This window comes from Prodigiosinella confusarubida, assembly GCF_002847015.1.
Lineage (GTDB): Bacteria > Pseudomonadota > Gammaproteobacteria > Enterobacterales > Enterobacteriaceae > Prodigiosinella > Prodigiosinella aquatilis.
Genome location: NZ_CP025085.1, coordinates 232,187 through 258,016 on the forward strand (window position 1 = coordinate 232,187; position 25,830 = coordinate 258,016).

Annotated in this window: 24 protein-coding genes; 12 read left to right on the forward strand and 12 right to left on the reverse strand. The window is 49.2% G+C overall.

From position 1 onward, the window contains the following. Positions 1-177: 177 nt before the first annotated feature. From CWC46_RS01065 to CWC46_RS01085, 5 genes are all read left to right on the forward strand, one after another. Positions 178-1,254 (forward strand): dipeptidase, encoded by a 1,077-nt coding sequence (locus CWC46_RS01065; RefSeq protein WP_021014016.1) that lies wholly within the window; start codon positions 178-180, stop codon positions 1,252-1,254. A gap of 148 nt (positions 1,255-1,402) precedes the next feature. Beyond that, a complete protein-coding gene (locus tag CWC46_RS01070) occupies positions 1,403-2,311 on the forward strand; it encodes a LysR family transcriptional regulator (RefSeq protein ID WP_021014015.1) in 909 nt (302 codons plus the stop codon). A 304-nt stretch (positions 2,312-2,615) separates the two neighbouring features. After that, on the forward strand, positions 2,616-3,479 hold the full coding sequence (locus tag CWC46_RS01075) for a YicC/YloC family endoribonuclease (protein ID WP_021014014.1): 864 nt from the start codon (positions 2,616-2,618) through the stop codon (positions 3,477-3,479). A 303-nt stretch (positions 3,480-3,782) separates the two neighbouring features. After that, positions 3,783-5,060 (forward strand): tyrosine-type recombinase/integrase, encoded by a 1,278-nt coding sequence (locus tag CWC46_RS01080; protein ID WP_021014013.1) that lies wholly within the window; start codon positions 3,783-3,785, stop codon positions 5,058-5,060. A gap of 100 nt (positions 5,061-5,160) precedes the next feature. Beyond that, entirely contained in the window at positions 5,161-5,499 is a 339-nt protein-coding gene (locus CWC46_RS01085) for a hypothetical protein (RefSeq protein WP_021014012.1), read from the forward strand. Between the two features lie 132 nt (positions 5,500-5,631). Here the strand turns inward: CWC46_RS01085 and CWC46_RS01090 are convergent, their stop codons facing one another. From CWC46_RS01090 to CWC46_RS01100, 3 genes are all read right to left on the reverse strand, one after another. After that, entirely contained in the window at positions 5,632-6,111 is a 480-nt protein-coding gene (locus CWC46_RS01090) for a PIN domain-containing protein (protein WP_021014011.1), read from the reverse strand. Beyond that, positions 6,112-7,164 (reverse strand): helix-turn-helix domain-containing protein, encoded by a 1,053-nt coding sequence (locus CWC46_RS01095; RefSeq protein WP_021014010.1) that lies wholly within the window; start codon positions 7,162-7,164, stop codon positions 6,112-6,114. 482 nt (positions 7,165-7,646) lie between these two features. Beyond that, entirely contained in the window at positions 7,647-7,775 is a 129-nt protein-coding gene (locus CWC46_RS01100; RefSeq protein WP_021014009.1) for an AlpA family phage regulatory protein, read from the reverse strand. Positions 7,776-8,136: 361 nt separating this feature from the next. Between CWC46_RS01100 and fic the strand changes: the two genes are divergently transcribed. Further along, the gene (fic, locus tag CWC46_RS01105; protein WP_021014008.1) at positions 8,137-9,240 is read left to right on the forward strand and encodes a protein adenylyltransferase Fic; all 1,104 of its coding nucleotides are present in this window, start codon (positions 8,137-8,139) and stop codon (positions 9,238-9,240) included. 121 nt (positions 9,241-9,361) lie between these two features. Here fic and CWC46_RS01110 read toward each other — a convergent pair whose 3' ends face one another. From CWC46_RS01110 to abiEi, 4 genes are all read right to left on the reverse strand, one after another. Continuing rightward, positions 9,362-10,612, reverse strand: coding sequence for a type II toxin-antitoxin system HipA family toxin (locus CWC46_RS01110; protein WP_021014007.1), 1,251 nt, complete (start codon positions 10,610-10,612; stop codon positions 9,362-9,364). Beyond that, positions 10,609-10,914, reverse strand: coding sequence for a helix-turn-helix domain-containing protein (locus CWC46_RS01115; protein ID WP_173861213.1), 306 nt, complete (start codon positions 10,912-10,914; stop codon positions 10,609-10,611). The genes CWC46_RS01110 and CWC46_RS01115 overlap by 4 nt, the downstream gene beginning before the upstream one ends. Before the next feature lie 430 nt (positions 10,915-11,344). Continuing rightward, a complete protein-coding gene (locus CWC46_RS01120; protein ID WP_021014005.1) occupies positions 11,345-12,232 on the reverse strand; it encodes a nucleotidyl transferase AbiEii/AbiGii toxin family protein in 888 nt (295 codons plus the stop codon). A 28-nt stretch (positions 12,233-12,260) separates the two neighbouring features. Next, positions 12,261-12,785 carry a type IV toxin-antitoxin system AbiEi family antitoxin gene (gene abiEi, locus CWC46_RS01125; protein ID WP_021014004.1) on the reverse strand — a complete coding sequence of 175 codons (525 nt, stop codon included), beginning with the start codon at positions 12,783-12,785 and terminating at the stop codon, positions 12,261-12,263. A gap of 271 nt (positions 12,786-13,056) precedes the next feature. On the opposite strand from abiEi, the gene CWC46_RS01130 reads away from it, so the two are divergent. Continuing rightward, entirely contained in the window at positions 13,057-14,229 is a 1,173-nt protein-coding gene (locus CWC46_RS01130) for a MerR family transcriptional regulator (RefSeq protein ID WP_021014003.1), read from the forward strand. A gap of 12 nt (positions 14,230-14,241) precedes the next feature. Here CWC46_RS01130 and CWC46_RS01135 read toward each other — a convergent pair whose 3' ends face one another. Genes CWC46_RS01135 through CWC46_RS01150 form a run of 4 tightly spaced genes read right to left on the reverse strand, consistent with a single transcriptional unit; the run spans position 14,242 to position 17,993 of the window. Next, entirely contained in the window at positions 14,242-15,360 is a 1,119-nt protein-coding gene (locus CWC46_RS01135) for a hypothetical protein (RefSeq protein ID WP_021014002.1), read from the reverse strand. Between the two features lie 10 nt (positions 15,361-15,370). Continuing rightward, a complete protein-coding gene (locus CWC46_RS01140; RefSeq protein ID WP_021014001.1) occupies positions 15,371-16,375 on the reverse strand; it encodes a YecA family protein in 1,005 nt (334 codons plus the stop codon). An 18-nt stretch (positions 16,376-16,393) separates the two neighbouring features. Continuing rightward, positions 16,394-17,743, reverse strand: a complete 1,350-nt coding sequence (locus tag CWC46_RS01145; RefSeq protein WP_021014000.1) for a type II toxin-antitoxin system HipA family toxin — start codon at positions 17,741-17,743, stop codon at positions 16,394-16,396. Continuing rightward, entirely contained in the window at positions 17,733-17,993 is a 261-nt protein-coding gene (locus CWC46_RS01150) for a helix-turn-helix domain-containing protein (protein ID WP_425600135.1), read from the reverse strand. The genes CWC46_RS01145 and CWC46_RS01150 overlap by 11 nt, the downstream gene beginning before the upstream one ends. Positions 17,994-18,469: 476 nt before the next feature. On the opposite strand from CWC46_RS01150, the gene CWC46_RS01155 reads away from it, so the two are divergent. Next, positions 18,470-18,802: a helix-turn-helix domain-containing protein gene (locus CWC46_RS01155; RefSeq protein WP_021013998.1), complete on the forward strand. Its 333-nt coding sequence runs from the start codon at positions 18,470-18,472 to the stop codon at positions 18,800-18,802. A 165-nt stretch (positions 18,803-18,967) separates the two neighbouring features. Here CWC46_RS01155 and CWC46_RS01160 read toward each other — a convergent pair whose 3' ends face one another. Further along, positions 18,968-20,365 (reverse strand): aminotransferase-like domain-containing protein, encoded by a 1,398-nt coding sequence (locus CWC46_RS01160; RefSeq protein ID WP_021013997.1) that lies wholly within the window; start codon positions 20,363-20,365, stop codon positions 18,968-18,970. A gap of 229 nt (positions 20,366-20,594) precedes the next feature. Between CWC46_RS01160 and CWC46_RS01165 the strand changes: the two genes are divergently transcribed. Genes CWC46_RS01165 through CWC46_RS01180 form a run of 4 tightly spaced genes read left to right on the forward strand, consistent with a single transcriptional unit; the run spans position 20,595 to position 25,772 of the window. Further along, positions 20,595-22,217: an ABC transporter substrate-binding protein gene (locus CWC46_RS01165; protein WP_021013996.1), complete on the forward strand. Its 1,623-nt coding sequence runs from the start codon at positions 20,595-20,597 to the stop codon at positions 22,215-22,217. Positions 22,218-22,235: 18 nt separating this feature from the next. Next, positions 22,236-23,177, forward strand: coding sequence for an ABC transporter permease (locus CWC46_RS01170; protein ID WP_021013995.1), 942 nt, complete (start codon positions 22,236-22,238; stop codon positions 23,175-23,177). A gap of 28 nt (positions 23,178-23,205) precedes the next feature. After that, complete coding sequence (locus CWC46_RS01175) at positions 23,206-24,078, forward strand: ABC transporter permease (protein WP_021013994.1); 873 nt, start codon at positions 23,206-23,208, stop codon at positions 24,076-24,078. A gap of 23 nt (positions 24,079-24,101) precedes the next feature. Continuing rightward, positions 24,102-25,772, forward strand: coding sequence for a dipeptide ABC transporter ATP-binding protein (locus tag CWC46_RS01180; protein ID WP_021013993.1), 1,671 nt, complete (start codon positions 24,102-24,104; stop codon positions 25,770-25,772). Positions 25,773-25,830: the final 58 nt, after the last annotated feature.

A 25,830-nucleotide genomic window follows, 5' to 3' on the forward strand; every position in this document is an offset into this window, starting at 1 on the left:
AATAAAATTAATATATTTAGTATCAAGCTTCGTCTTGACAGCGGCAAACGGCACTGGCTTAAATGAGCACAGCAAAGAGTGATTTTTTCTTTGCCAGGATTGCCCCATGATGGTGCAAAACAGGCTTCATCAGAGCAAAGAGCGTTTTATTTCAAACAAGTACCGGGACTTTCGCCCATGACCGACAAGCTGATTTGTAATACCGAGCGCATCCCCGTTTTTGACGGTCACAACGACGTGCTGTCACAGTTGTGGCGTCAACACCGAGAGCACCCGGTTGAAGCCTTCATCACCGGTCCGGCACAGGGTCAGATCGACCTGCCTCGTATCCGGCAAGGCGGACTAGCTGGCGGATTGTTTGCCACCTATATCCCCTCCCCACAACCGAAAGCAATAACCGTACCAGACGGTGATCCTCTGTTTACCCCGCATGCCACACCGTCAATGCAAGACGCACGTGATATCGCTTTTTTCATGCTCTCCACACTGTTGCGTATTGAGGCCGACTCCGCCGGTCGAGCAAAAATCTGCCGCAGCGTGGCGGACATCCGCCGCTGTATGGCGGAAGGCGTACTGGCGATGGTGATGCATATTGAAGGTGCGGAAATGCTGGATGCGGACCTGAATCTTCTGGATATTCTTTACGCCGCCGGATTACGCAGCCTGGGGCCGCTGTGGAGTCGCCCGAATATTTTCGGTTCCGGCGTCCCGTTTCGCTTTCCATCTTCGCCAGATACCGGAGATGGCCTGACTAAAGCGGGTATCCGGCTGGTACGTGCCTGTAATGCCAAACGCATCATGGTGGATGTCTCGCATATGGATGAGAAAGGTTTCTGGCAGACCGCCGACATTTCCGACGCTCCGTTGGTCGCCAGCCACTCCAATGCCCATGCATTGTGCGCGCAATCCCGCAATCTGACTGACCGTCAACTCGCCGCGATCCGTGATAGTCAGGGATTTGTCGGGGTAAATTTTGGCACCGCGTTCCTGCGCGAAGATGGCAGAAAAGACCCGAACGCCACCGTGCAGGAAATTGTTCGCCATGTGGAATATCTACTGGAGAAAGTCGGTGAAAATGGCGTGGGATTTGGCTCCGATTTCGATGGCACCACTACGCCACCAGACCTGAAAGATATTGCCGGTCTCCCCATTTTGGTGCAAGCGCTGGCCGCACAGGGTTATGAACGCTCGTTGCTGGAAAAGATCTGTTACGGTAATTGGCTGCGTGTACTCGATTCTACCTGGGGTGAGTAGCATTCCGTCGAAATAATAAGCAAAAAAGGCAGGAATGGCGTAAATATTGCATAAACCTATGGCATGGATAGCTTGGAATGTGAACGCGATCGGTTCATTTGGAGTATCTGTTCATCGGAATAAATAATAGCTATTCGGGGCAAGATAAATGCGGTTACGTCATATCGAGGTATTTCAGGCAATTGTGCAAGCCGGCACCATCAGTGGTGCTGCACGGTTACTTAACGTCTCCCAGCCTAATGTCAGTCGGGTACTGAGCCACGCCGAACAACAACTCGGTTTTGCTCTGTTTGAACGCCGGGCCCAAGGATTGATTGCCACGGTAGAAGGACAGCGTTTGATCCCCGAAGTCCAGGCGCTCTACAATCATTTGCAGGCCATCAATTCCCTGACCGAACAGATTCGCAAAGGTAAGGGACAAACGGTACGACTGGGTGCCGCCCATGCTTTCGGGCAGATGATCGTCGCTCCGGCGATGGTGGAATATCACCAACAGGCGTTACTGGTAAATGTCGAGTTGGTTACCGAGCATTTCAGTACGTTATGTCAGAATATTCTGCAACATCAGCTTGATTTCGCGCTGGTATTTGGTCAACAGGTGCCTTCAGACTTACTGGCGGAACCGTTGTTCCAGTCCACAATGATGGCATTGTTACCCAAAGACAGCCCACAACAAGGCCCGGTAACGCTGGAATGGTTATGTGATAACAACCTGTTGATGATGCAGCAGCAGGATCCCCTCGGTCAGGTGGTTCACCGCGCCCTGCGTGACAAGGGGCTGAAACCGGCCGCGTCGCTGTTTATCAAAACCTATTCGGTGATTGCCGACATGGTGTTGGCAGGCGGTGGTACCGGCATCGTCGATCTCTTTACCGCACGCCGCTATGCCGACCAGTTGAAAATTGTGCCTATCGCCCAGCCATTGCCGTTTGAGGTTATGCTGATCAGTCGCCGGGATACGCCACAGTCACGCGCAGCGTTACAACTCAAACATGTGCTGAAAAACAAATGCTGGGAACTGGCCAGCCAATGCAGTTCCATACTCAACGCCGCGTGATATAGCGCTCATATATCCACCATTTTTCACGTTGCCGACTGTGTTGGCTACGTTCAGTTACTCAGCCCTGCCCCTTTTGGGGCTGCTGCAAACCGCGTTCAAAGCTGCTTCCGAAGATTTGTTACCCGAATCACTCACTTATGTAAGCTCATCGTCATTCATTCGCTTGTCGCCCTCTGCACCTGGAAATCTATTGGATATAGCCACTTGCTCGGGCAATCATCCTCACCGATGGCAAAATTCCCGTTACTGCCGCCGGTCACAACGCTATACTCACGTCATCACTTCTTTAAGGTATGCACCGATGATTCGTAGCATGACTGCTTACGCCCGGCGAGAAATCAAGGGTGACTGGGGCAGTGCAGCCTGGGAGCTGCGCTCCGTAAACCAACGTTATCTGGAAACCTATATTCGTTTACCGGAACAGTTTCGCGGCCTGGAACCGATAATCCGCGAGCGCATCCGTAACCGCCTGACTCGCGGCAAAATTGAATGCAACCTACGTTTTGAACTCGACCCACGCGCACAAGGCTCGTTGATCCTTAATGAAAAATTGGCCAAACAACTGGTGGAAGCCGCCAATTGGGTCAAAATGCAAAGCGATGAAGGTGAGGTCAACCCATTGGAAGTTCTACGCTGGCCCGGCGTGATGGTCGCCCAGGAACAGGATCTGGACGCCATCAGCGTTGAACTATTGCAAACGCTGGAAAGTACCATGGATGATTTTATCGCCGCCCGAGAAAGCGAAGGCAATGCACTGAAAGCATTGATCGAACAACGTTTGGCGGGTGTCAGCGAAGAAGTTGCCAAAGTACGCGCACATATGCCGAATATTCTGCAATGGCAACGTGAGCGGCTGGTGAGCAAGCTGGAAGACGCGAATGTACAGTTGGAAAACAACCGTCTGGAACAGGAACTGGTATTGCTGGCCCAACGCGCCGACGTTGCCGAAGAGCTGGACCGACTGGAAGCGCACGTTAAGGAAACCTACAAAATCCTCGATAAACAGGAAGCCGTCGGTCGCCGTCTGGATTTCATGATGCAGGAATTCAACCGCGAATCCAACACGCTGGCGTCTAAATCCATCAACGCCGACGTAACGACCTCCGCCATCGAACTGAAAGTGCTGATTGAGCAAATGCGGGAACAGATCCAAAACATCGAATAGTTTTTTTACCCGTCCAAGAATGTCTTAAAAGCCCTGTTATTTGCTTGTAAATACAGGGCTTTTTTATTTCTCCCGTCCAAATCGGTTTGCAGAAGTCCGTTACCAACTACCTGTTTAGTGGTGGGCAGCCCCCTCATTTTGGCTCAATAAGCGTTTTGCGGTGAGCAAATTGGTGAGCAGTAAGTTGCCCAATTTTCGCATTTAACTCGCCACCACAACAGGTTAGCTGCTGATTCAATAAGCAAATCGGTGGTGGGCAGCCATTATTGCCCCCTCCATTATTTCAGCAACTATGGAGTAAACATGGGAAAACTCACAGCAAAACAGGTTATTGCATACAGCAAAGCCGACCCCAAAAAATATTCAGACGGTGAAGGGCTATACTTTTGCGTCCGCAAACAGGGCTCACCTTATTGGATGATCCGCTACACCACAGCCAAAGGAAGACGAGAAGCAACCTTGGGACAATTTCCTTTAATGTCGTTGGCAGACGCAAGAATTGCCGCTGCTTATTTTCGAAAAGAAGTGCGCGACGGTATAGATCCTCTTCTGGAAAAACAGAAAATCGAGTTACCTGACATTGAAACCGTGGATCAACTGTTCCATGACTGGTATCGAACCGATCTGAGCCGACGACTTAAGCATCCCAAGATTCCGTATCGGGTTTACACCAAAGACATAAGCCCAGTCATTGGCATTAGGTGTATTGCTGAGGTGACCGCACGCGACGTGCGCGAAGTATTAGAGCGCATTCGAGAAAGTAACCGCCCTACCATTGCCAATGACTCTTTGATGAACATGAAACAGCTGTTTCGACATGCGATTAAGCTGGATTTAACCCTGAACAACCCAGCCGCAGCATTCACAGTGGACGATGCCGGTGGCGTGGAGTCCAGTAAAGACAGGATGCTTAGCAAAGAGGAAATTCATTACGCCTTTAGTGTGTTTCATACCCATATCAATAGCTTCGGCCGCGATAACTACCTCGCTTGCTGTCTGTTTTTGGTGTTGGGTGTGCGCAAAAGCGAACTGTGTGAAGCCATGTGGCGAGAAATGGATTTAACCACAGGCGTGTGGGACCTACCCAAAGAGCGCAGCAAAACCGGAGTACCAATTAGCATCCCCTTACCGCGCCAAGCCATTACCTGGTTTAACGAGCTGCAAATCCGCGTTTGTGGCTCGCCTTATGTTTTCCCTGCCAGACGAGCAAGCCATCGTCCACATATGGGGCCAGATACACTTAACCGTGCCATTTCAAAGTTGTTTGGTCGAGAGCCGGGCCGTAAAAAGCAGCCACCCAATAAAATGGGCAAACTTGAACACTTCACCGTACACGATTTGCGCCGCACCTTTCGCAGTCTTGCCGCCTCATTGGGCATTGCAGGCAACGTGGCCGAACGCTGTCTTAACCATAAGCTAAAGGGCGTTGAGGGTATCTACGACCGACACGATTACTTTGAAGAGCGCCGTATTGCCCATCAAACCGTGGCTGATGTTATCGAACCGCTGGTGAGTTTTGAGCACCCTTCACAACACCACACAGGAGGGCGCTATAGCCAAACTACTGGGAGTTGCAGCTAGGCGGCAAGTGAGTGAATCCCCATGAGCATAGACATACTATGTGATTGGGGTGAGCGAACGCAGCCAACACCGCTGTGGCTTCAAGTAGGAAGGATATAACATGCAATTTATGATGCGACTCGCCCCCATTACCTTTCCAATAGCCATGCTGGCAGGCCTTGGTTGGTGTATTGGCATTGCCTTACTCGAACAGCCTCACGGCGTAGGCTACGCACTTACCCGGTATTGTCTGATGGTATTCGTGGTACTCGCTCCTTGGCTGACGCTAAAGCTTACGTTCTACGTGATTGTCAGCCTTGGACGCAAACTGGGGCTCATCCCGCCTGCACGCCTAACGTATAGCCTGGGTTATGAAGAATCACTCTATTGGTTCAGAGTATTAGCCTTTTTCGATGGCAAACGCAGCCGCATGCCGAAAAAGCCAATCAGGAGAAACTAGCTAGCCACCCATTTGCTCACTTGCTGTGGGCAGTTGGGACATGGGGCAACACTTGATATAGCAAGCTTTAGAGGATGAATAAGAGGAATTTGAGCCGCCCCAAGGATTGGGGCAATAGGGGCTTAGCAAAGTTTATAATTGGGATAAACGCTGTCTTGCAAGCGCCCAAGGTAAGCGACGACCTGCTTTTGCCATTTTATCGTAGGCAGCTTGGGCTTCTTCAACTGACAATACACCATGGGTAACGAGCTGCTCGACAACCCATAGCGTACCTTGAACCAATATCGCTTCTTTTTCAGCTGCTTTTCTAAGCGCCATATCCCCAGTTAGCAGTGGACACTGTTCTTGTTTCGCCAGCGCAAGTGCAAAGCAATCGTTCATGCTGGGGCCAGTATACTTTTGCCTCAGTTCAAATGAGTACATCATAGACTCAGGACTTAACTCACCCAACAACAAGCCTAACTCGATTAAATAGCCATGTTGATCGCTTAGCTCCTCATGGAATAACACATCTGGAACTTTGAACTGGTAAGGCAAATTGAAAAAGACTTTTAATAATTGGCCTTCTTCGAGATCAATGAGAATATTGGCATCACTGATCAACAAATACATTTACACCGCCTCAGCCAACATTTGACGCTGCTTATGCAATGCCATCACTGACATCTGTAACAGCTCAGCGGCTTTCGATTCACTAACAATTCCCTCTGCCAATGCACGATAAACCAACTGCTCAAACAATAATGTCTGTTCTTGTGGATAAGGATTCCCAGGCTCTTGCTTTCGCCAACCGTTTTTTGAGAACTGTATAAAGATTTGCCGTTTTTTCTCTTCGGTGATCACACCAAGGTCGGCACTACGATACAAACAAGCCGCCATGCTTAGGCCATACTCATGCTTCAAAAAATACAGCTCTTTGGGATCTATGTTCGAACGTCGCTCTCCTAGATGCTGAAAAAGCCCTATTTCAGGCAATAAAAATGCAGAAGCAAAGCGGTTGCAGGCCATCTCTTCGTCAATGGATTCATCTATTAAGCCATGTAAAACAAGGTGGCCAAGTTCATGCGCCAAGGTAAACCGCTGGCGGCAACCAGGCCAGTGAGAAGACACTACAACAATTGGCTGCCCTGATATTTTAGCTTGTAACCCATCAAATTTATCGGTTTGGGGTACGTTACTGACAATCACCAAAATACCTTTAGACTCAAGCAAGTCGATTAAGTCTGGTAATGGATTCATACCCAGTTGCCAATCAGTACGGACTTTAGCGGCAACCTGTTCTACCGCGTCTAAAGTGCTTACAACAGGAACGTCGGGGTGGTAGTTAAAACTCGCTATTGGGAAGTTTGGCCACACATTTTTAAGTGCTAACCAGCGCTCAGCTTGGTCAACCACATCGGACTCAATCTTCTTTAGCAACTTAGCTGAAGCTGAGGCTTTCTTACGATACTCCACCTCACCCAAAGTCACCTGTGCTGGGCGAAAGAAGTATTCAGTACGAACCGACAAAGCCGTCGCCAATTTAAGTAAAACCCCCGACGAAGGCATACTCTGGTCATGCTCGTATTTTTTAACCATGTTGGCACTAATACCAACTTGCTCACCCAAGGCCTGCATCGACAGGCCAGCGGCAGCACGGGCTCGTTTTATGCGCTCTCCAATCATACTGACCTCTGGTTTATAAAATATAAAATAATTTTAAAAATATAAACCAAATTGGCGTTTTTGTCGATTGGTTTCACACGGCAATTATTTGTATGTTCGCACACACACTTCCCCATGCCTTTACCCCCATACGCCAAAACCACTATCCGTTTGGCTTTTGGATCGAAACGCCAAACAGGGAAATCAGCCTATTTACTGTTTGGCGTCTCGATTGAAGTCCAAAGCAGGTAGGCCTTGTAGATACTGGCTCAAAATAAGGTTTGGCACTTTTTGCACCCTAAACCAACCTCGAATCCAAACGGCAAACCGTTTGTTTTTTCAAACCCAGAATGCAAACAATCGTTTGGCGTCTCGATTTTTTTGCACTAGTCGAATGCCGCCGAACAGCGCTGTATTTAACTATGAATTTCAAATAGTTAGCCGCGCACAGTCCATAACAAAAATCCGATTTGACTGGTTAGTTTGATGGCCATTTCTTTCATCTAATTCACCAAGGCATAAATGGTACTGCGGCCAAAGCCGGTTTTGGCTTTTACCTCGGGCAAACGCAAAATCCGCTGCTGACGAGCTGGATGTGTTGATGTTACGGGTGTTTGTGTGGTTGGGGTCATCGTTTGTTTCCTCACTGATCTGTTAAGTTCAGTTAGGAGTTTGCCAGTACTAAACGGACGCAGTAGGCAGATAAATGCCCAGATCGTGCAGCTTTCTGAGTGTACAGGCAGCTACCTGCCCCAGAATTTACATAATGCCCCAAAAGCCCAAGGGATGGCGTACTGCTTTGAAGTTTCCTACTCAATACCCTGTTTTGGTGAGTCGTATTGATTGAGTCTTGATATGTCGATTAGATCGACATATCAAAATTTTATGTCGAAAAAATAGCAAAATATCGACACATAAAATTGATATGTCGATCTAATCGACATAAACTGACTCAATAGTTCATTTATGTCGATTTAGACTGGAAATTTAAACATGACCTGGCAAGCAGAGCAGCCTCACAACCAATTACCCACATTGCCGCCAAATCTAGATTCCATAGAAACGAAGGCCGTTCTGAAAGCCTGTATTTCTGCACGCGCCGCTGTAGCAGAGTTAAAAAAGGCTGGGGAACTCATACCTAACCAAAGCATGCTAATTAACTTACTGCCTTTGCTGGAAGCAAAAGACAGTTCAGAAATTGAAAATATTGTCACCACTACCGATAAGCTTTTTCAGTATGCGCTAGAAGATAAAGGCGCTGATCATGCAACAAAGGAAGCTTTACGCTACAGAACAGCGTTATATCAAGGCTATATACAGCTTGAAAGAAAACCGCTTTGCACAGCGACTGCCATTGAAGTATGCAGTACGTTAAAGCACTCCGAAATGGATATTCGTAAAGTGCCGGGGACTTTTATAGGCAACCAGAGGACTGGAGAAATTATCTATACTCCGCCTGCTGGAGAAAACGTTATCCGCGACTTGCTAACTAACTGGGAGCGATTTCTTCATGATGACGATGATCTAGATCCATTGATAAAGATGGCAGTTAGCCATTATCAATTTGAAGCCATACACCCTTTTTATGACGGAAATGGTCGAACAGGACGTATTTTAAACGTTTTGTACCTTATTGAATGTGGTCTTTTAACGCTACCTATTTTGTACTTAAGCCGTTTCATCGTTCATAACAAACAAGACTATTATCGCCTGTTGAACCAAGTGACCAAAGATCAGAATTGGGAAGATTGGCTGTTATTTATGCTAAAAGGTGTCGAGCAAACTGCCATATGGACTAGTGATAAAATCACAGCGATTAGGGCGCTTATGGAAAGTACAACCGATTACATAAAAGCACAGCTACCTAAAATATATAGCTATGAGCTTGTTCAGCTTATTTTTGAACAACCCTACTGCCGTATCAATAATCTAGTTGAACGTGATATTGCAAAACGCCAAACTGCTTCAACGTATTTAAAGCAGTTAGCAGATATTGGTGTGCTGCAAGAAATAGATTCCGGAAAGGAAAAATTATTTGTACACCCGCGATTGATGACGTTGATGACAAAAGACAGCAATAGCATCAACGCTTTTTGAGGTGCAAAATATTCCCCCAGTCCTCCGCTAGGTGGAACAAATGACGCAAGGAATAAAGGTGAAAAGTGAAACTATAACTTCTTTATCCATTGGAAAATGAAAAGATAGTTTCACTTGCTCATTAAACGTTAAACGCTGATGCTTTCATGGCTTGCTCGGCTCGGCTGATCCCCAGGCGCTTAGCAACGGCTTGCCATTGCTTAACTGCAATGAGTACTTCATCGTAAATTTGCGTGGCTTGGGTTTGAGAAAGTCGGAAGAAGTCTTTTACGTCAAAGGCTAATTGGTAGTCTAAAGCGTTGTCTGCATCCGTAATATTCAGATGCAGGCCGTGCTTACCAACTATCGGGTTTAAATCATAAGCTGGTGATAACTTCCAACCATTCTTTGTTAATAAAAACCCATGGTTACGCAGGTGATCATCTGTGTTGGACACCGCAATATTAAACACGATACGACGCCATAGCTGTGCTAAATCAGCTTCTGTTTGTGCACCAGAATTGGAAATAAATTCAGCAATCTCTAAGTAGCTGGCACCTTGAGATTGTTCACCATCATAGTATTGGAGCTGTGTCATGGCCGATGAAAAATGCAGCCGTTGCTCGCCGTCGCGGTCAAACCGTTTTGTTAAAAAGGTATGATGCTGAGAGGAAAGCTGCCTAATCTCACTTGGAAACATGTCAACACCTGCCGCCAAAGCCAATTCATAACAGACCATCTCCCACGCCCCCACGTCAAAGGTATCATTTAGATTGGGAAACTTGGCAATCCACAAGTGGCCTTGTTCATCTGTCACACAAGCCTTGGGCCTTGCACCACCTAATGATGAGCCTGGAGAAATCAGCATCTTCAACCAGCGGTAATACTCGTCACTGTCGATGTTATCGTCTTTTTCAATCTGCATTGCAGCGTGCTCTAACTCTCGCAGAGAAGCCATTGGCGGCGCAGCAAATTCAGCATTGTCATCTAAGAAAGCATCCGAGCCTGCTCGCTTAAATCGAATACCACCCATTCGGTAAGAGTCATGTACACCCAGCAGGTAATCCAACTCGTTTAATCGACTTGTTGCTCGAATGCCCTTGCGAGCTTCAATGGCCGCACGTCGTTGCATTAAAATACGTCCCCATCTATCAGGCGATGAATCGAGAAATGCACGGAAGTTTTTATCGGCTTCATCGTTGTAGAGTTCACCGGAGTGAAGCGTCAGGATTGGATCGATTTGCAAGCGATAGGCTGAGGTTAAAAACGCTTTATCGTAGGCAAAACTAAACACGCCACCTCGGCTTGAGTCGCTATAAGTAAGCCGCCCTATTAGCAGTGGCGCTTCGATTGGCTGCCAGTCGGCATAGACTTCGACGATTTCACGGCTCATCTTGAACGTTCCAGCAATTTTATGTTTTGCAGTTTGATACCGACTTCATCATGAGCGGCCATTTCCGCAAAGTTGCTTTCCATGCCAAGTACGGCCATTACTTTTAAGTAAGTGCCTATGGCAACGCCCGGATCACCTGCAAAGACTTTGTTCACGGTTTTATGATCAAAGCCAGTGCGCTCACACAGCAGCTTTTTTGTAAAACCACGTCGTTTCATCGCCAACAACAAGTCCTCACCAAAATGAGTCAGGATTTTACGCTGCTTTGGAAACAGTACATTGTGTAAATCACGCTTAGCCATATCACCAACCATAGGGACTGTATTCCCATTATTCAATCATTAATGGGAATATAGTCCAACTCTGAAATTCAAACAACTCTAAAGCGCAACAAATAGGACTATATTCCCATTTTAATGACCATAATTGGATTAATATCCTACTTTTAGGTTTTCCTTGCGCGTTGGCCAAGGCGATGATACGAGTCCCTGAACACCACAAGCTGCCAAATCACACTTTTACGCGCATAAAAATGCAAAATAACGCACTTTTATGCGCGTAAAAGTGTGAAATGCAAGTTGAGCAACTTGTCCACTCGTTTTACTGAACGGGGAAATGCAGCAGTCATGGGTCTACAAAAAGTTACTCTATAGGTAACAATCTGTAGACCTTTGTAATCATTTTGTCCATCTAGTTAAACAGGCTTAGTTTATGAAGTTCGAATATTCAGAACTAGCCCATATCAAATGGATTTTTTGGTGTGCAATCATGAAGTAGCTCAAACGCGATGGCTTTTACCTCACCCTGAACGTATGCCCAATACTCTGGGTTATCTAAGGTTCTCTCTTTAATTTGCTTAGGGATAAAACGGCTCATTTCCATATTGAAGTCATTGTGTACTTCCTCTTCCGACATTAGCTTGGCTAACGAAGTAGACAGCGCCTGTCGAAAGTCATCTGTTTGCTTGTGTCGGGCGTTTAGTTTCTTTTCAACCAATATCTTGGATAAATCAATCCCGCGCTGCTTAATCCAAACAATATCCCAGATATCACGAGGCTTGATACGCCTTGCTCGATACGCTAACGCAATAAGCTTATCGGCCAGTGTTTCTTGTAGTGATTGAACAGGAACCAAGATGCCTTCAGTCGGCACAACAATGTCGTAATGATTGATTAACGGACGCTTTTCGATATCGAATGAGGGTATTGCACAGACGTCAATATGCATTTTTTGTCTTGGTAAATCAGGACGATTAGGCTCTTTCACTATACTAATCTTCCACGAAACGGTATCCCCTTGCTGCTCGCCAGAGGGCTTGTTTACCCAAACTTCAGTTTCATACTTATTTTGAATATAAGTCTGTATCTCGGACTCCAGCCCCTCAAACTCGGATGGTTTGAAGTCATGGCCACCGTTGAAATCAAGATCTTCTGACAACCTACTGCTGTTGTAACACATGCGTAATGAGGTGCCGCCAATAAAGGTTAATCGCTGCATAACGCCTTGCTTGATCAGCACGTCCATAATGTCATGATGCAAGATCTCTTTTTCTATCACGGGCGTGACTGCTGCATAGTCAGGGTTTGACTGTACGATTTGGCGAATTTGTTGCTTCAGCATACTTTATCTCCTACACGCTCCCCCATACTTAGCTCTCCAGCATATGTAGATTGCGGCGGCAGTGCTTTAGATCTGCAATCGCTTGCTCTTTGAATGCGCGATACATTTTGATGTCGGGGTCATAATACAAATTAGGGGCGATTTGTTCGACTGGCCTTTTAGTGTGAGTAAATTCGATCACGCCATAAGGCGTATCAAAACAACCACTTCGACCTTTAGTCACCACCGTGATCCTGCCCATCACAATTTGCGAAATATCGCCGGTATAACTGAGCTGGCTTTCTAAGCTGATGTAATTCAATACCCCACTACGTAACTTTTTGATGATTTTATAAATAGCCGTCTCAGGCTCAGGGGGTGTAATCATACTTTCATAGAACCCTTTCACCACCCGTCTTAGCAAGCCCTTCTTTACGCTATCTGCTAGGAGTTTTCTAAAAGCAGGGCCACAGGGCACACCCAACATAAAAGCAAGCTCAGTTGCACTGTGAACGCCTCCACCAGCGCGAACCGCTTTCGCGAATACGTTTAGTAGCTCATCAGATTTTGCCATAGGTCTACACTAAATTACCAAATAAGTCACTTAGTGTAGACCTACCATTAGACTTGTGCAAGGTACTGGTCTACACAACATTACCTCATTGGTAACAATCTGTAGACCTAAGGGTGAGCATACAACCTTTCAGCCAATCAAAACTGAGCGATATTTTTTTGCTAACAGTATTTGACCTGTCTATAACTTCATAGTTTATCGTCATTAGCGTTCTGGCCTGTTCGAACCAGCCGCCCCATTGTAAAAAATCAACGGAAAGGACGTTTTATCTGTGTATCGCATTTCTGAGTTAGCTGAAAAAGTCGGGCTGTCACGTTCAACCTTGCTCTACTACGAGAAGCAAGGTTTGTTGCATGGTGCTCGCCAAACCAACGGCTATCGGCTTTATTTCGATAAAAATGTTCAGCAGTTGTATTTGTTACAACAACTGCAAGCGGGCGGCTTAACACTTAAGGAATGCAAATCCTTTTTAGACAGCAAGGTGCAGCGCGCGGTACTTGAAAAGCGCTTGCAGCAGTTGGACGCAGAAATAGCTCAAAAGCAGCAAGCTCGCGCGTTACTTGCTGCCTTGCTGGGGCAAGGTTCACTGCGCCTTTGGCACCAACAGACCGACAAATTAGCGCCAGACGCTCATCTGGATTGGTTAAAACAGCAAGGTTTTAATGAACAACAAGCCCTGCATTTAAAATGGTTATCGAAAGATATGAACGAACACGATCAATACATGGCCGACTTTATGATGGTATTCCAAACTCTAGAGCGATGGGGGCCGGGCTGTGATGCCGATTCGCTAAAGGCGCTATTAACGCTGCCAACAACACCCACCAAGATTATTGATATTGGCTGTGGCAAAGGCTTTTCAACCCGTTTATTGGCAAAGCACACCCAAGCACAGATTGTGGCGGTGGATAACGAGCAAAGTGCGCTTGATGAACTCGGTGAACGCCTTACTGAGCAGGGGTTAGATACCCGCGTTACCTTAAGCTGTGCCAGCATGACGGATCTGCCTTTTACACCTGAAAGCTTTGATTGCATCTGGTCAGAAGGCTCAGCTTACATAATGGGTGTCGAGCAAGCGTTAACCCAGTGGCGGAAATTGCTGACTGATAGCGGCTTCATGGTAGTCAGTGACTTGGTATGGTTAACCGACACCCCAAACCAAGAAGCTATAGCGTTTTGGGCAGGTGAATACCCAGATATGCAAACCATCGAAAAACGCTTAGCGCAAATGCGCCAAGCTGGCTTTGAAGTAATTGATCATTTCACCCTGAGTGAACAAGCATGGCACGATTACTATCAACCACTCAAAGTACGAGTTGCTAAAGTAAGAGCAAGCATGCCAACGTCAACCGCCCTTGCGGATATTGAGCAAGAAATTGCGATTTATGAACGCTACCTAGGCGAGTTTGGGTATCAGATGTTTGTGCTACAGAAAGGGGCGTAACGGAACGCCCTATTAAAGTAGATCTTTGAGCCGGTTTAACAGCGCTTTACGGCTATTATTCGCCACAACGAAGCACTTAAAACGCTGTTCAAAAGCAGGGCGATCCCCTTTGAACTGATAGGCTTCATTCAGCTGATGCAAATAGCGTGATGCCGCATCGTAACCACTGGCGCAAGTTCGATCCGCTTGCTCTTGTGCTTGCTGCCAGCAGCGCTCGCGCTGATTATAGATATCCATCAACGCTTTTTCTTTTTCCGCTTTTTCGAGCGCCATTTTCTTTGCGAGCGCTGCGGCTTGCTCTTGCTGTAATTGGCTTTGCGCTTGCTCGATGAAAGGAGAAATCACGTCAGGGGTTAACCAATACTGATAGACTTCATCTTTGTTGGCAGCTTCTTTTCTCGTCATCGCTAAGGCTTGGTGACGGGTTAACTGGCCTTGTTCAAAGAGTGTGCGTAACAGAGCATTTTTCTCTGCTTCAGTGATATTTTTGAGCCATGCATCAAATTGAAACTGGGCTTGTTTGGCTTGGTGACTTGGTTGTTCGTTCAGCACCATGGCGAGTGCCTTAACCAATGCTAAGGGAATATCATACAGCGCCGCAAACGCCTGCACCTCTTCACTGAGGTGCTCAAAATCGAATTGAATTAAAGGTATTTCCTCAAGTTCGTCATTACAATCAAACGCTTTGAGCCACATAAAGTACACAAGACGCCAATTCCCTTGCATTAACTCGCTGCGTAAACTGGCTAAATGTTGGAAAAAGTCGTCAGCATTTTCATCGTCAAAATATTCGTCATACTCCTCGAGGGAAAAGATCAGCAACTGCCACTCATCACTTTGACGAACATGAAGCCCATCGCTTGAAAAGCCAAGTAACGCATCAGGGAGCGTTCCGGCAGGTAGCTTGATGTAAGCATCGATTGAGCCCCAATCGGCATAGTAAAAACCGATGTCGAAGTACTTTAACATCAACTCAGATGGTTCCGCCTTTAAGTCACTGTAGGTGTAATACACCTGAAAAGACGTAGCGCTGATCTCAGCGCGGCTTGAAACGGTTCTGAGTGCCTGGCGCGCTTTAGCATCTAAATACCCATCCAAACGCTCGAATTTATAGTATTGATATTCGCTCACGATGACCTTGCTATGCGCTAATGGTGAATTGAAAAGTTTGTTTTAACAAAGGCTGTACCTGAACCACTCTGGCGACGGGTTCAGCATTTATATAACGCCTTGGGTCAATGGTCACAAATCCCCAAAACTGCAAAAATCGCTCCATAAATCGTGATTCGATGAGCATGCTTAAGTTTCTTTCTGGCGAGAAGTAATCATCCGTAGGGAATGCCAGCAGTAAATCGGGGAAAGCTGTTATAACCTCTTCAATCAGCTGATCCACACGTTTGTGGCTCTGAATGCGCCACAGCATAAACAGCCAAAAGGTTCGCAAGTCGACATCGTAATCAAAACCGTCCAAATAGCCCCAGTTATATTTGCTGATGGCGGCCTCTAACATAGGTTTGAAAAATGCCTGTATACCTAACACCTGATACTGTTTTTGCGCTGATTTTTTCACATGGTAGCGGCCGCTACGTCGATAGATAATGCCACTAATTTCGGCTAGCACTCTGGTGTAGTGCAAGGCATTAAATTTATCTTCATTATTGCCCGCAAACTCACTGATACTTCTGTCACGTTCGAATTGAGCAATGGCAAACTCAGGCAATAAATCACTGGCCTGTTTGACTAACTTAGCGGGTAAGTTACCTTTACTTGTGGCTTTGAATGAGCCTTCTTGGGCCATGGCCTCATCAAGAATAAGCGCTAAATAGCGCATCACCGGGCTGGAAGAAAGATCGTCTGGTGTGCTGATTGTCACCCACTGTAATTCATCAAAAGGCGCATAAAGCCAATTGGCCATTTGCGTTGGCGTAACGCCACAAAAATCGGGATGAGGTTGATTATTGCGGTCCTGCACTTTGTGCTGTAAAGCAGCGTTGAGTTCATCAAGGCTCAAATTTGGGTTCATTGCCAGCATGGCTTCAACATCATCGAAGACTTGGGCATGTTGCTTGGAAACGCTGCTCATACAACAACGTTTAAATTTTTTACCACTACCACAATGGCAAGGATCGTTTCGGCCGAGCTTCATTGTTGTCCCTTCTTATTGTTATAGAAAAAGCGCTGCATTTTCCTGTTTGCGCTGATCTAATGTCTTAGCAATCGCAGACACTGTTGTTTTACTGATCCCTTGTTGCTGGGCAAGATAAGTAAATTGGCTGATGGCTTCTGCGACGTCTTCAATGACTAGCCTTGCATCATGCCAACTCCCATAGCCAGCACTTGCTGCAAGTTTTTGCATTACCTTAATCGGTGGCGCTTTACCATAACCGCCAAATGCGGTGGCGTGTTCGTTAAACGGATGCGGACTATAAGTAACATCGTAAAAAGGCGCGGGCTGCCATTGGCCGTCATCCGACTGTAAAAAAGCCCAGTTTTTACTGTGGTCGTCCTGGTTAGACGACAGCAGGTTAAAAATGGCACGGCGAAATTGCAGCTGCCCAGCAGCTGGAGATTTACACAACTGTCGGCTGGCTTTGATCAAGTCAATGTAATCTAAACTTGGCATTCGAAAGTCTGCATCCAGCAACCCGCAGCCGCTGTGCATATGCAAGCGACCTGAACTGCGCGTACTGACTAAATCGGTATGTTCAGCGACATAATCAAAACGCTTGAGCGCCAACCATGCACACGCACCGCTTGTATGCGGCGCTTCAATGAGTTGCCAAATTGGCGGTTGGCACTTTGATTGCTCGGCCATTTGCAAATAGACCGCCTCACACAAGCCTTCTTCATGACCGAGCGCTAGATTTTTCGAGGTAAACTTAATCAGCCACGCTTCATCACCTGGCTGTGCAAAGGTTCGGCATTGCTTAGTTTCTCCGGCAGGCATATAAATCTGCGCCTTTGGTCTTGCCCCACCCGAACTACCACCAGCGACTAATGCGGCCAACACCTGTTGAGTATGCCCGTCTAAATCATCGTGGTTGTTATCCAAATAATCTGACATTGAAGCATCGAACAGCGTTTGCGCTTCTAAACCCAAAGTTCCTAAATCAATGGCAGCGTTCGTCGTGGCTGAAAACTCAGACATCGGAGAAAAAGACAGTGCTCCCATGCCTTTATCACCGACAAAAGCCAGCCGATCCATCGCTGTTAATTGATTAGGCAGAATGCCCTTTTGCCGGAAAATACGATCTTGCAACAGCATACCCCAACCATCGGGCAAACAATCCCCAAATACGCCATGCACACCTTGGTGCGGCTCTTTAGGTGCAGCTTGAACTTGCGTATTCGCTTGCAAAGTAAAAGGCGATAAATTGCCAAACTGCTGCAAATAGCTGTCTGCATACTGAAAAAAAACACCTTGCCGATTCTGCGCCAAGACCCCTACAGCGACCTGATCACCTGAACTTAACGTGCGGGTTACGGTGAGTTTCTGAATCGGTTTAAAACTCATCTTTTAGCACCTCATCAATGCTAGTGGGTGTAGCAACACGCTCTTTGCAAGGTTGTGTAAGTTGATAGAGCCTATCTAACGAGTCAAGTGTCTGCCAAAGCAACAGCAATTGGCGAAATGAAATTTGTCCAGTCAGCTCAAACTTTTTAATGGTGGCCGCAGGTACACAGCTTCGCTCTGCCAATGCCGTTCGTGACAGTTTTGCGCGCTTACGTAACTCACGCAAATAAGCAGCATAGGCTTGGCTCACATCGGTATCATCAAGTAAGGTAAAATTCATCCGTAACGACCAAGTGGATACAGTTATATCCATTATAGCGAAAAAAACAAAAAAATGGATATTATTGTATCCATCAATAGAGAGGGTATTGAAAATTTACTCGATAAAGCCTTTCAAAACTGCTATTTTTTACCTCTAACAGTAGCGTAAAAACGGCACTGTTTTTCCATTGCTCTCCACTAAGATTTAGTAAAAGCCATAGGCAAGTGGTGGGCAGTTTGGTGGGCAAACAGGCATTTTTGAACGGTTTATTTTCGATAACCTATTGAGTTTGTTATGGTCTAGGCCGCTACTCAATGAGCAATCCCCCGAATATCAAGTAATTCCGCCCGCCGCCACCGAATGTCATAATGCCCTGTTTTCAGGGCATTTTTATTTGTATCCGAATAACATGACTACGTTATTCGTAGTATCTAGCTCAAGCAAAAACTACGATTATCGTAGTTATGAAACCAAAACCTAATTATCATGACATTTTCTGTCAACGGCTTAAGCAGGCGCGTAATACCAAAGGACTCTCGCAAAAACAGCTTGGTATTGACGCCGGGATAGATGAGTTTGTCGCCAGTACGCGCATCAATCGCTATGAGAGAGGTATACATCAGGCCAATATTGAGACGATTCAACTGCTGGCAGAGGTGCTGCAAGTGCCATTAGCTTATTTTTATACCGCCGATGATGAACTGGCCGAACTGATACTGGCATTTCAGGCCTTATCGCCAGAGGAAAAACCCGAGATTCTGGCGCTGATAAAAAGCCGGGTTGAACAGCGTCGCTAAGGATGGTTTCCCTGGTAATCCCTCCGAAAAAGCAGCGTATTCATCAGTAGAATTTTCTCGTGCTCCAAACACTGGAGATTCTCTATGGCCCGAAGGGTTGCGAAGCTCATAAATCACGCGTTACCGGCAACCAGATCACAATAAACGGTTATAAAACAACGTCTATCAACCTTCTTCAATATACCGCGATAAAAAGTCATACACCTCGGGGCGATGGCAATAGGAGACGTTGAAGCGCAACCAGGGTTCCTGACAGGGCTCAACGTGAAACAAGTGACCCGGCGCCAGCAGAATGCCATGCTCGGCGGCGGTGCGGGTCATCGCCAGCAGATCAACCTCTCGCGGCAAACGGGCCCAGAGAAAAGGGCCGCCAGTGGGACGATGGAACAGATGAAGGCCAATGGCCTCAAACCGGTCGCATACCGCCTGCTGCGCGTCTGCCAGGCGGGCCGCGAGTCTTCCGAGGTGCGAGCTCAGGCCTTTTTCCGTCAACATTGACCACAGCAGCATCTCGGTGAGTTCCGAGGTGGTGAGCCCGTGTATCATCTTGTAGAGCATCAGTTTTTCATTGAGCGTTTCGTCGCAGGCGATAAACCCAGCGCGCAGTTCCGGCGACAGGGTTTTCGAGAAACTGCCGATATAGCACACCCGCCGCAACTGATCCTGACTGGCCAGCGTGGTTGTACCTAATGGCGCCAACCCGGCCATAATGTCATTTTCCACCAGAGTGAAATCGTAGGTCTGCGCCAGGTGTAGCAGCCGGCTGACCATGGTCGAATTGAGCGAAGTGCCGGTGGGGTTATGGAGCTGACTGGTAGTGAAAAACAGTTTAGGACGATGCCGGCGTAACTGCCGCTCCAGTTCTGACAGATCGTAACCATCAGGCCGTCGTTGTATACCGACCAGGTTCAGGCCAAAAGCGCGCAATTGAATAAAAAAGGTGCTGTTGCCTGGGGAATCCACGAACACGGTATCCCCGGCGCGTGTCAGGCAGTGGACCAGCAGAACCTGTGCCTGAGTGGCACCAGAGGTGGTCATGATTTGACGAGCCGGTACATGGATGTCCCGCCGGGCCAGCACCTGCTCTAACTGTTGACGTAGCGGCAACAGCCCCTGCGGTGAGGCGTACTGCGTCAAACCGTGGGTTTTGTTGCGCGCCAGCCGGGTTAACGCCTGACGCACTCCGTCACCGTACAGCCATTGCGGATGGATCCAGCCGCAACCCGCTTTCAGTAACGCATTATCTTCTTCATATGCACGCTGGATCAGCCAGAGTCGATCCACCTTGACGCCGCTGCCCGGTTCAGCTTCGCCCACCCCGCGCGGTAGCGACGCGCTGACAAAGTATCCCCGCCCCGCCTGCGCCGTAAGAAACCCTTCCGCCACCAACCGACTGTATGCATTGGTCACAGTCATCACACTGACATTGAAAAACCGCGCCTGCTGGCGGATGGAAGGTAGCTTGCTGCCGGGCACCAGCTGTCTTTTGGCAATCTGCCCCGCGATACGGTCAACGATCTGTCTGACCAGTGGCTGTGTCGATGTGGTGTCCAGAAGCCCCATTAACGCCGCCCTCACTTGATTGTTTTTTGTTCTCTATTGGTGCAATAAATGCACTGCGATGATGAGTTTTTAATTAATTGCATATTGAGAGTGCAAGGCTAACACACTGTTATTAAATATTTTATTTCCACTGTATATATGTGCCTAGTGCGTCGACTCTTATACTGGCTCCGAATAAGCATCAATGCAAATAGTGTATTCGTTTACTAGACAACATGAGGACATGGCAATGAAGCATGACAGTGTATTCCCTGCGATTTTCCCTCTCCGTGTCCGGCGCCATTTGCCGTTGATTGGCGCATTTTCTCTCGCCGTCATGCACTGGTTTTCCGCTGCACCCGCCATTGCCAACACCCTGCGCATTGTACCCGCGTCCAATATCACTGTACTGGATCCGATATGGACCACCGCCTACTCCAGTCGCAACTTCGGTTATATGGTGTTTGATACGTTGTTTGGTACCGACGCCAAAGGCAAGATTCAGCCGCAGATGGTGCAAAGCTGGCAAGTGAGCGATGACAAAAAAACCTGGACCTTCACGCTGCGCGATGGGCTGGCGTTTAGCGATGGCGCGCCGGTGACCAGCGCCGATGTTATCGCTTCGCTGAAGCGTTGGATGGCGCGAGATACATTAGGCGGCCTGATGGCTGGGGCGCTGGACCATGCAGAAGCGGTAGATGATAAGACCTTCAAGCTGGTGTTCCGCACTCCGTTTGGGCCGGTGCTGGAAGCACTGGGGAAACCATCATCGAACGTGCCGTTCATCATGCCGAAACGCATTGCTGATACCCCGGCAGATACGCCGATCAAGGAGATTGTCGGCTCTGGCCCCTATGTGTTCGAAGCGGATCGTTTTCGACCGGGCGAAAGCCTGTGGTTCCGCAAGAATACGGCTTACCATCCACGCAGTGAGCCGCCATCCGGTACCGCCGGGGGCAAACGGGTATTTGTCGATGAAGTGGAATGGAAAATCATCCGCGATCCACAAACGCAAATGAATGCGCTGTTGGCCAATGAGGTGGACATACTGGAGCAACCTGCTTTCGAACAACTCTCTACACTCGCCAAAACACCTCATGTGCGGCTGATCAATACGCAGCCTAACGGTTTTCAGTTTATGTTCCGTTTCAACTTCATTCAGCCGCCGTTCAATGACGTAAAGGTGCGTCAGGCAGCGATGTGGGCGCTCGGGCAGGAGCCGATGCTGCGCACCCAGGTGGGGCAGCCTAAATACTATCGCACCTGTGCCAGCCTGTTCCCTTGTGGCACGCCATATGCCTCCGATCCCGGTCCGGTTTTCACGGGTAAAGCTGACCTGGCGAAGGCCAGAGCGCTGCTGAAACAGTCTAGCTACAAAGGCGAACCCATCGTGCTGCTGCGCCCAACCGACAATACAACCATCGGCAAACTGCCGCTGGTCGCCCAGCAAATGCTGCAACAGGCCGGATTCAAAGTGCAGGTGATGAATATGGACTGGCCGAGCCTGGTGTCGCGGCGGGCGAAGAAAGACGCGCCCAACGCCGGTGGATGGAATGCCTTTATCAGTGCCTGGGGCGCGGAAGATGTACAGAACCCACTGAATAACGCCATGCTGAACGCCACTGGCGATAAAGGATGGTTCGGCTGGCAAAACGACCCACATCTGGAGGAACTGAAAGCCCGTTTCGCGGCGGCTACTGACAATGCACAGAAGCAGCAACTCGCCCATGAGATCCAGAGTTACGCCTATCAGATCGTTACTCATGTGCCGTTGGGACAGTACATGATTCCGGCTGCGGTGCGTGATTCCGTCAGCGGCATCGTACCTGCCGGGGCACAGGTGTACTGGAATATCCGCAAGAGCGCCAAATAAGCCGGACGGGAGGTGGCTATGCTAGTGTTTATCGCAAAACGGCTGTTAGGCATGATCCCAGTGCTGATGATAGTAGCAGTGATCGTGTTCATGATCGTGCGACTAACCCCTGGCGACCCGGCGGCCATCATCGGCGGCAACGGCGCCAGCAGTGATGATTTGGCACGCATTCGTACCCAGCTGGGGTTGACCTTGCCGCTCTGGCAGCAGTTTGGCATCTGGTGCCAACATATGCTGAGCGGTGACCTGGGTTACTCCTTTTTCCTCAACACGCCGGTAAGCGAGCTGATCGAACAGCGGTTGGGACCAACGCTATCCCTGACGTTGTTGACGCTGGTGTTGACCGTGGTGATTGCCGTGCCGCTGGGCACACTGGCGGCCAGCCACATGGGAGGCTGGCTGGATCGGGCGGTAATGGCGTTTTCCGTGGCCGGTTTTTCCATTCCGGTGTTCGTTATCGGTTACGTGCTGATCTATTTCCTGTCCGTAAAAACCACTTTGCTACCCGTACAGGGTTACCAACCGCTGTCGGCAGGTTTCTGGGACTGGCTACGTCATCTGATCCTGCCATGTCTGTCTCTGTCCATCACCTACGTGGCGCTGCTCGCGCGGATGACGCGCGCTGCGGTTAGCGAGGCACTCACTGAAGATTATATCCGTACTGCTCGCGCCAAAGGCATCGACGAGTGGCAGGTGGTCACTGCTCATGCCTTGCGCAATGCGGCTGTACCAGTGGCGACGGTTATCGGCATCAGTGCGGCGCTATTGCTGGGTGGCGTGGTGGTCACCGAAACGGTGTTCGCCGTGCCTGGCTTGGGGCAGTTGACCGTGGACGCGGTGCTCAACCGCGATTTTCCGGTGCTGCAAGGGGTAGTGCTGTTTTTTGCGCTGGCCTATATGGTGGTGAATATGGTGGTGGATATCAGTTATCTGGTGCTCGATCCGCGCATTCGCTATTGACGCGTTGATTGATATAGGAGGCTAAGCAATGAATATACTGACAACGCTGTGGCGTAACCTGTCGGTCCGCTGGGGAGGGCTGGTACTGATATTGTTGTTATGCTTTGGCGGATTGGCACCGATGCTTGGCACCTTCGATCCCTCCCTCATGGATTATAACTTTATTTCCGTGGCGGCCGGTACGCGTGGAGACGTGACGTTGGCGGATGGCAGCACTATCCCCCATCTTTTTCTGATGGGCAGCGATAGCATGGGGCGCGATATCTGGAGCCGGGTACTGTTTGGTACGCGCATCTCTCTGCTGGTGGGGGTTTCTACAGCCTTGCTGGCGGTGGTGGGCGGTAGCCTGATAGGGATGCTGGCCGGCTATTACCGTCGGCTGGATATGGTGCTGATGCGCATTGTCGATGGGCTGATGGCGATTCCCTCCGTACTGCTGGCGATTACTCTGGTAGCGATGTTAGGTGCCAGCCTGTCCACCGTGGTGCTGGCAATCGCCGTCCCGGAAGTGCCGCGAGTGGCCCGACTGGTACGTTCACTGGTAGTTAGCCTACGTGACGAACCTTTTGTGGAAGCCGCCAGAATTATGGCTACCCCATCCATCACCATTCTCTGGCGCGACATCCTGCCCAACTCGCTGGCGCCGCTCCTGGTACAGGGCACCTTTATCGCCGCCTCGGCCATTATGACCGAAGCGATCCTGAGTTTCCTCGGGCTGGGGCTACCGGCGAACATTCCTACCTGGGGCAACATCATGTCGGAAGGACGTATCCAATTCGCTCAGGATCCCGGCAATGTACTATTTCCGGCGCTGTTTCTGGTACCAGCGGTACTGGCATTTAATCTATTGGGCGATGGCCTGCGTGACGTATTTGATCCTAAATTCGCCCGGCGTGTCTGATGGCCGGTCATTCGGAGGTAACCATGTCTGCCGTATCCACACTCGATTTTGACCCCCGACTAACGCCAAAAGCTGATCCGGCGCTGCTGACGATCGACAGCTTGCAGGTGGCACTGCCCTCTGGCGGGGATCGCGCTGATGCGATTGAAGATCTGTCTTTAACGCTGCGGTCGGGACAAACCCTGTGCGTAGTGGGGGAGTCAGGTTCCGGCAAATCAGTGCTGGCTATGACGCTGATGGGCCTGCTGGACGCTGAACTGACTGTGCAGCAGGGCACGGTACAGTTGGGGGATACCCTGCTGCTGGATCAAGGGCGTTATGCGGCATCGTCCGTGCTAAAAGCATTACGCGGCGAGCAGATCGGTATGGTGTTTCAGGAACCTATGACCGCACTCAATCCGGTGGTCACCTGTGGCAAACAACTGGATGAGATGTTACGTGCGCACAGCCGGTTATCGCGCAATGAGCGTCTCACCGCCATTCTGGCGATATTTGCCCAGGTGCAATTACCCGATCCTAAACGCATCTACCACAGCTACCCGCATCAGCTCTCCGGTGGACAGCGCCAGCGCATCGTGATCGCGATGGCGGTGATCCTGCGACCGCGTCTGTTGATTTGCGACGAACCCACCACCGCGCTTGACGTCACCACTCAGAAAGAAATTCTCGGACTAATCCACGAACTACAGCAGAAGAACGGCTGTGCAGTGTTATTTATCACCCATGACATGGGCGTGGTGGCGGAGATTGCCGACACGGTGCTGGTAATGCATTTGGGGCGGGTGATCGAGCAGGGAGATGCCATGCAGGTGCTGCGCCAACCGGCCCGCTCCTACACTCGGATGCTGCTCAACTGTGTGCCTGATGGCGTGCCGCGTCGCACAGGCGACAAACAGCGTGGGCAGCCGCTGTTAAGTGCCGAGTTGGTGGCAAAAAGCTACGTCCGCCGCACGCTGTTAGGACGTAGCCAGAGTGTCGCGGCCCTGCACGATGCCAGCCTGGCGGTCCACTATGGGGAAACCGTGGGTGTCGTCGGTGAGTCCGGTTCTGGTAAATCTACCTTTGCACGCTGCCTGATGCGGTTAATTGATCCCTCGGCGGGGGTAATTCGCTGGGGAGAGAAAGAGGTGCAATCTTGCTCGGAACGCCAATTGTGGTCACTGCGTTCCCGGGTGCAGATGGTGTTCCAGGATCCTAACCGTTCCTTCAACCCCCGCCGCACCGTAGGCTCATCAATCTGCGAAGGGGCCATCAATTTCGGTATGAGCCGAGAGAGCGCGTGGGAACTGGCGGAAACCTTGATGGATCGGGTGCGGTTGCCGCGCGATGCGTTATCTCGCTATCCGCGCCAGTTTTCTGGTGGTCAGCGTCAGCGATTGGCCATTGCCCGCGCACTGGCGTGTCAACCACGGGTGCTGATAGCAGACGAAGCGGTATCTGCGTTGGACGTCTCAGTGCAGCAACAGATCCTCGCGTTGCTGGAAGAGATCCAGCGCGATTTGGGGCTGGGGATAGTGTTTGTCACGCATGATCTACGTGTTGCCGCCCGTTTATGCGATCGGCTGATTGTGATGCAACGGGGAGAAATTATCGAACAAGGGCCGACTGCCGAACTGTTTGCTGCGCCACAGCAGGCGTATACGCGCAGTCTGCTGCAAGCCATGCCGCGTTGGGAGGCGGCGTCGACGCCTTAACCCTTATTTCCCACCGTCTTGAGTGAAACGAAAACGTTCAATTTGACATGTACAGGAT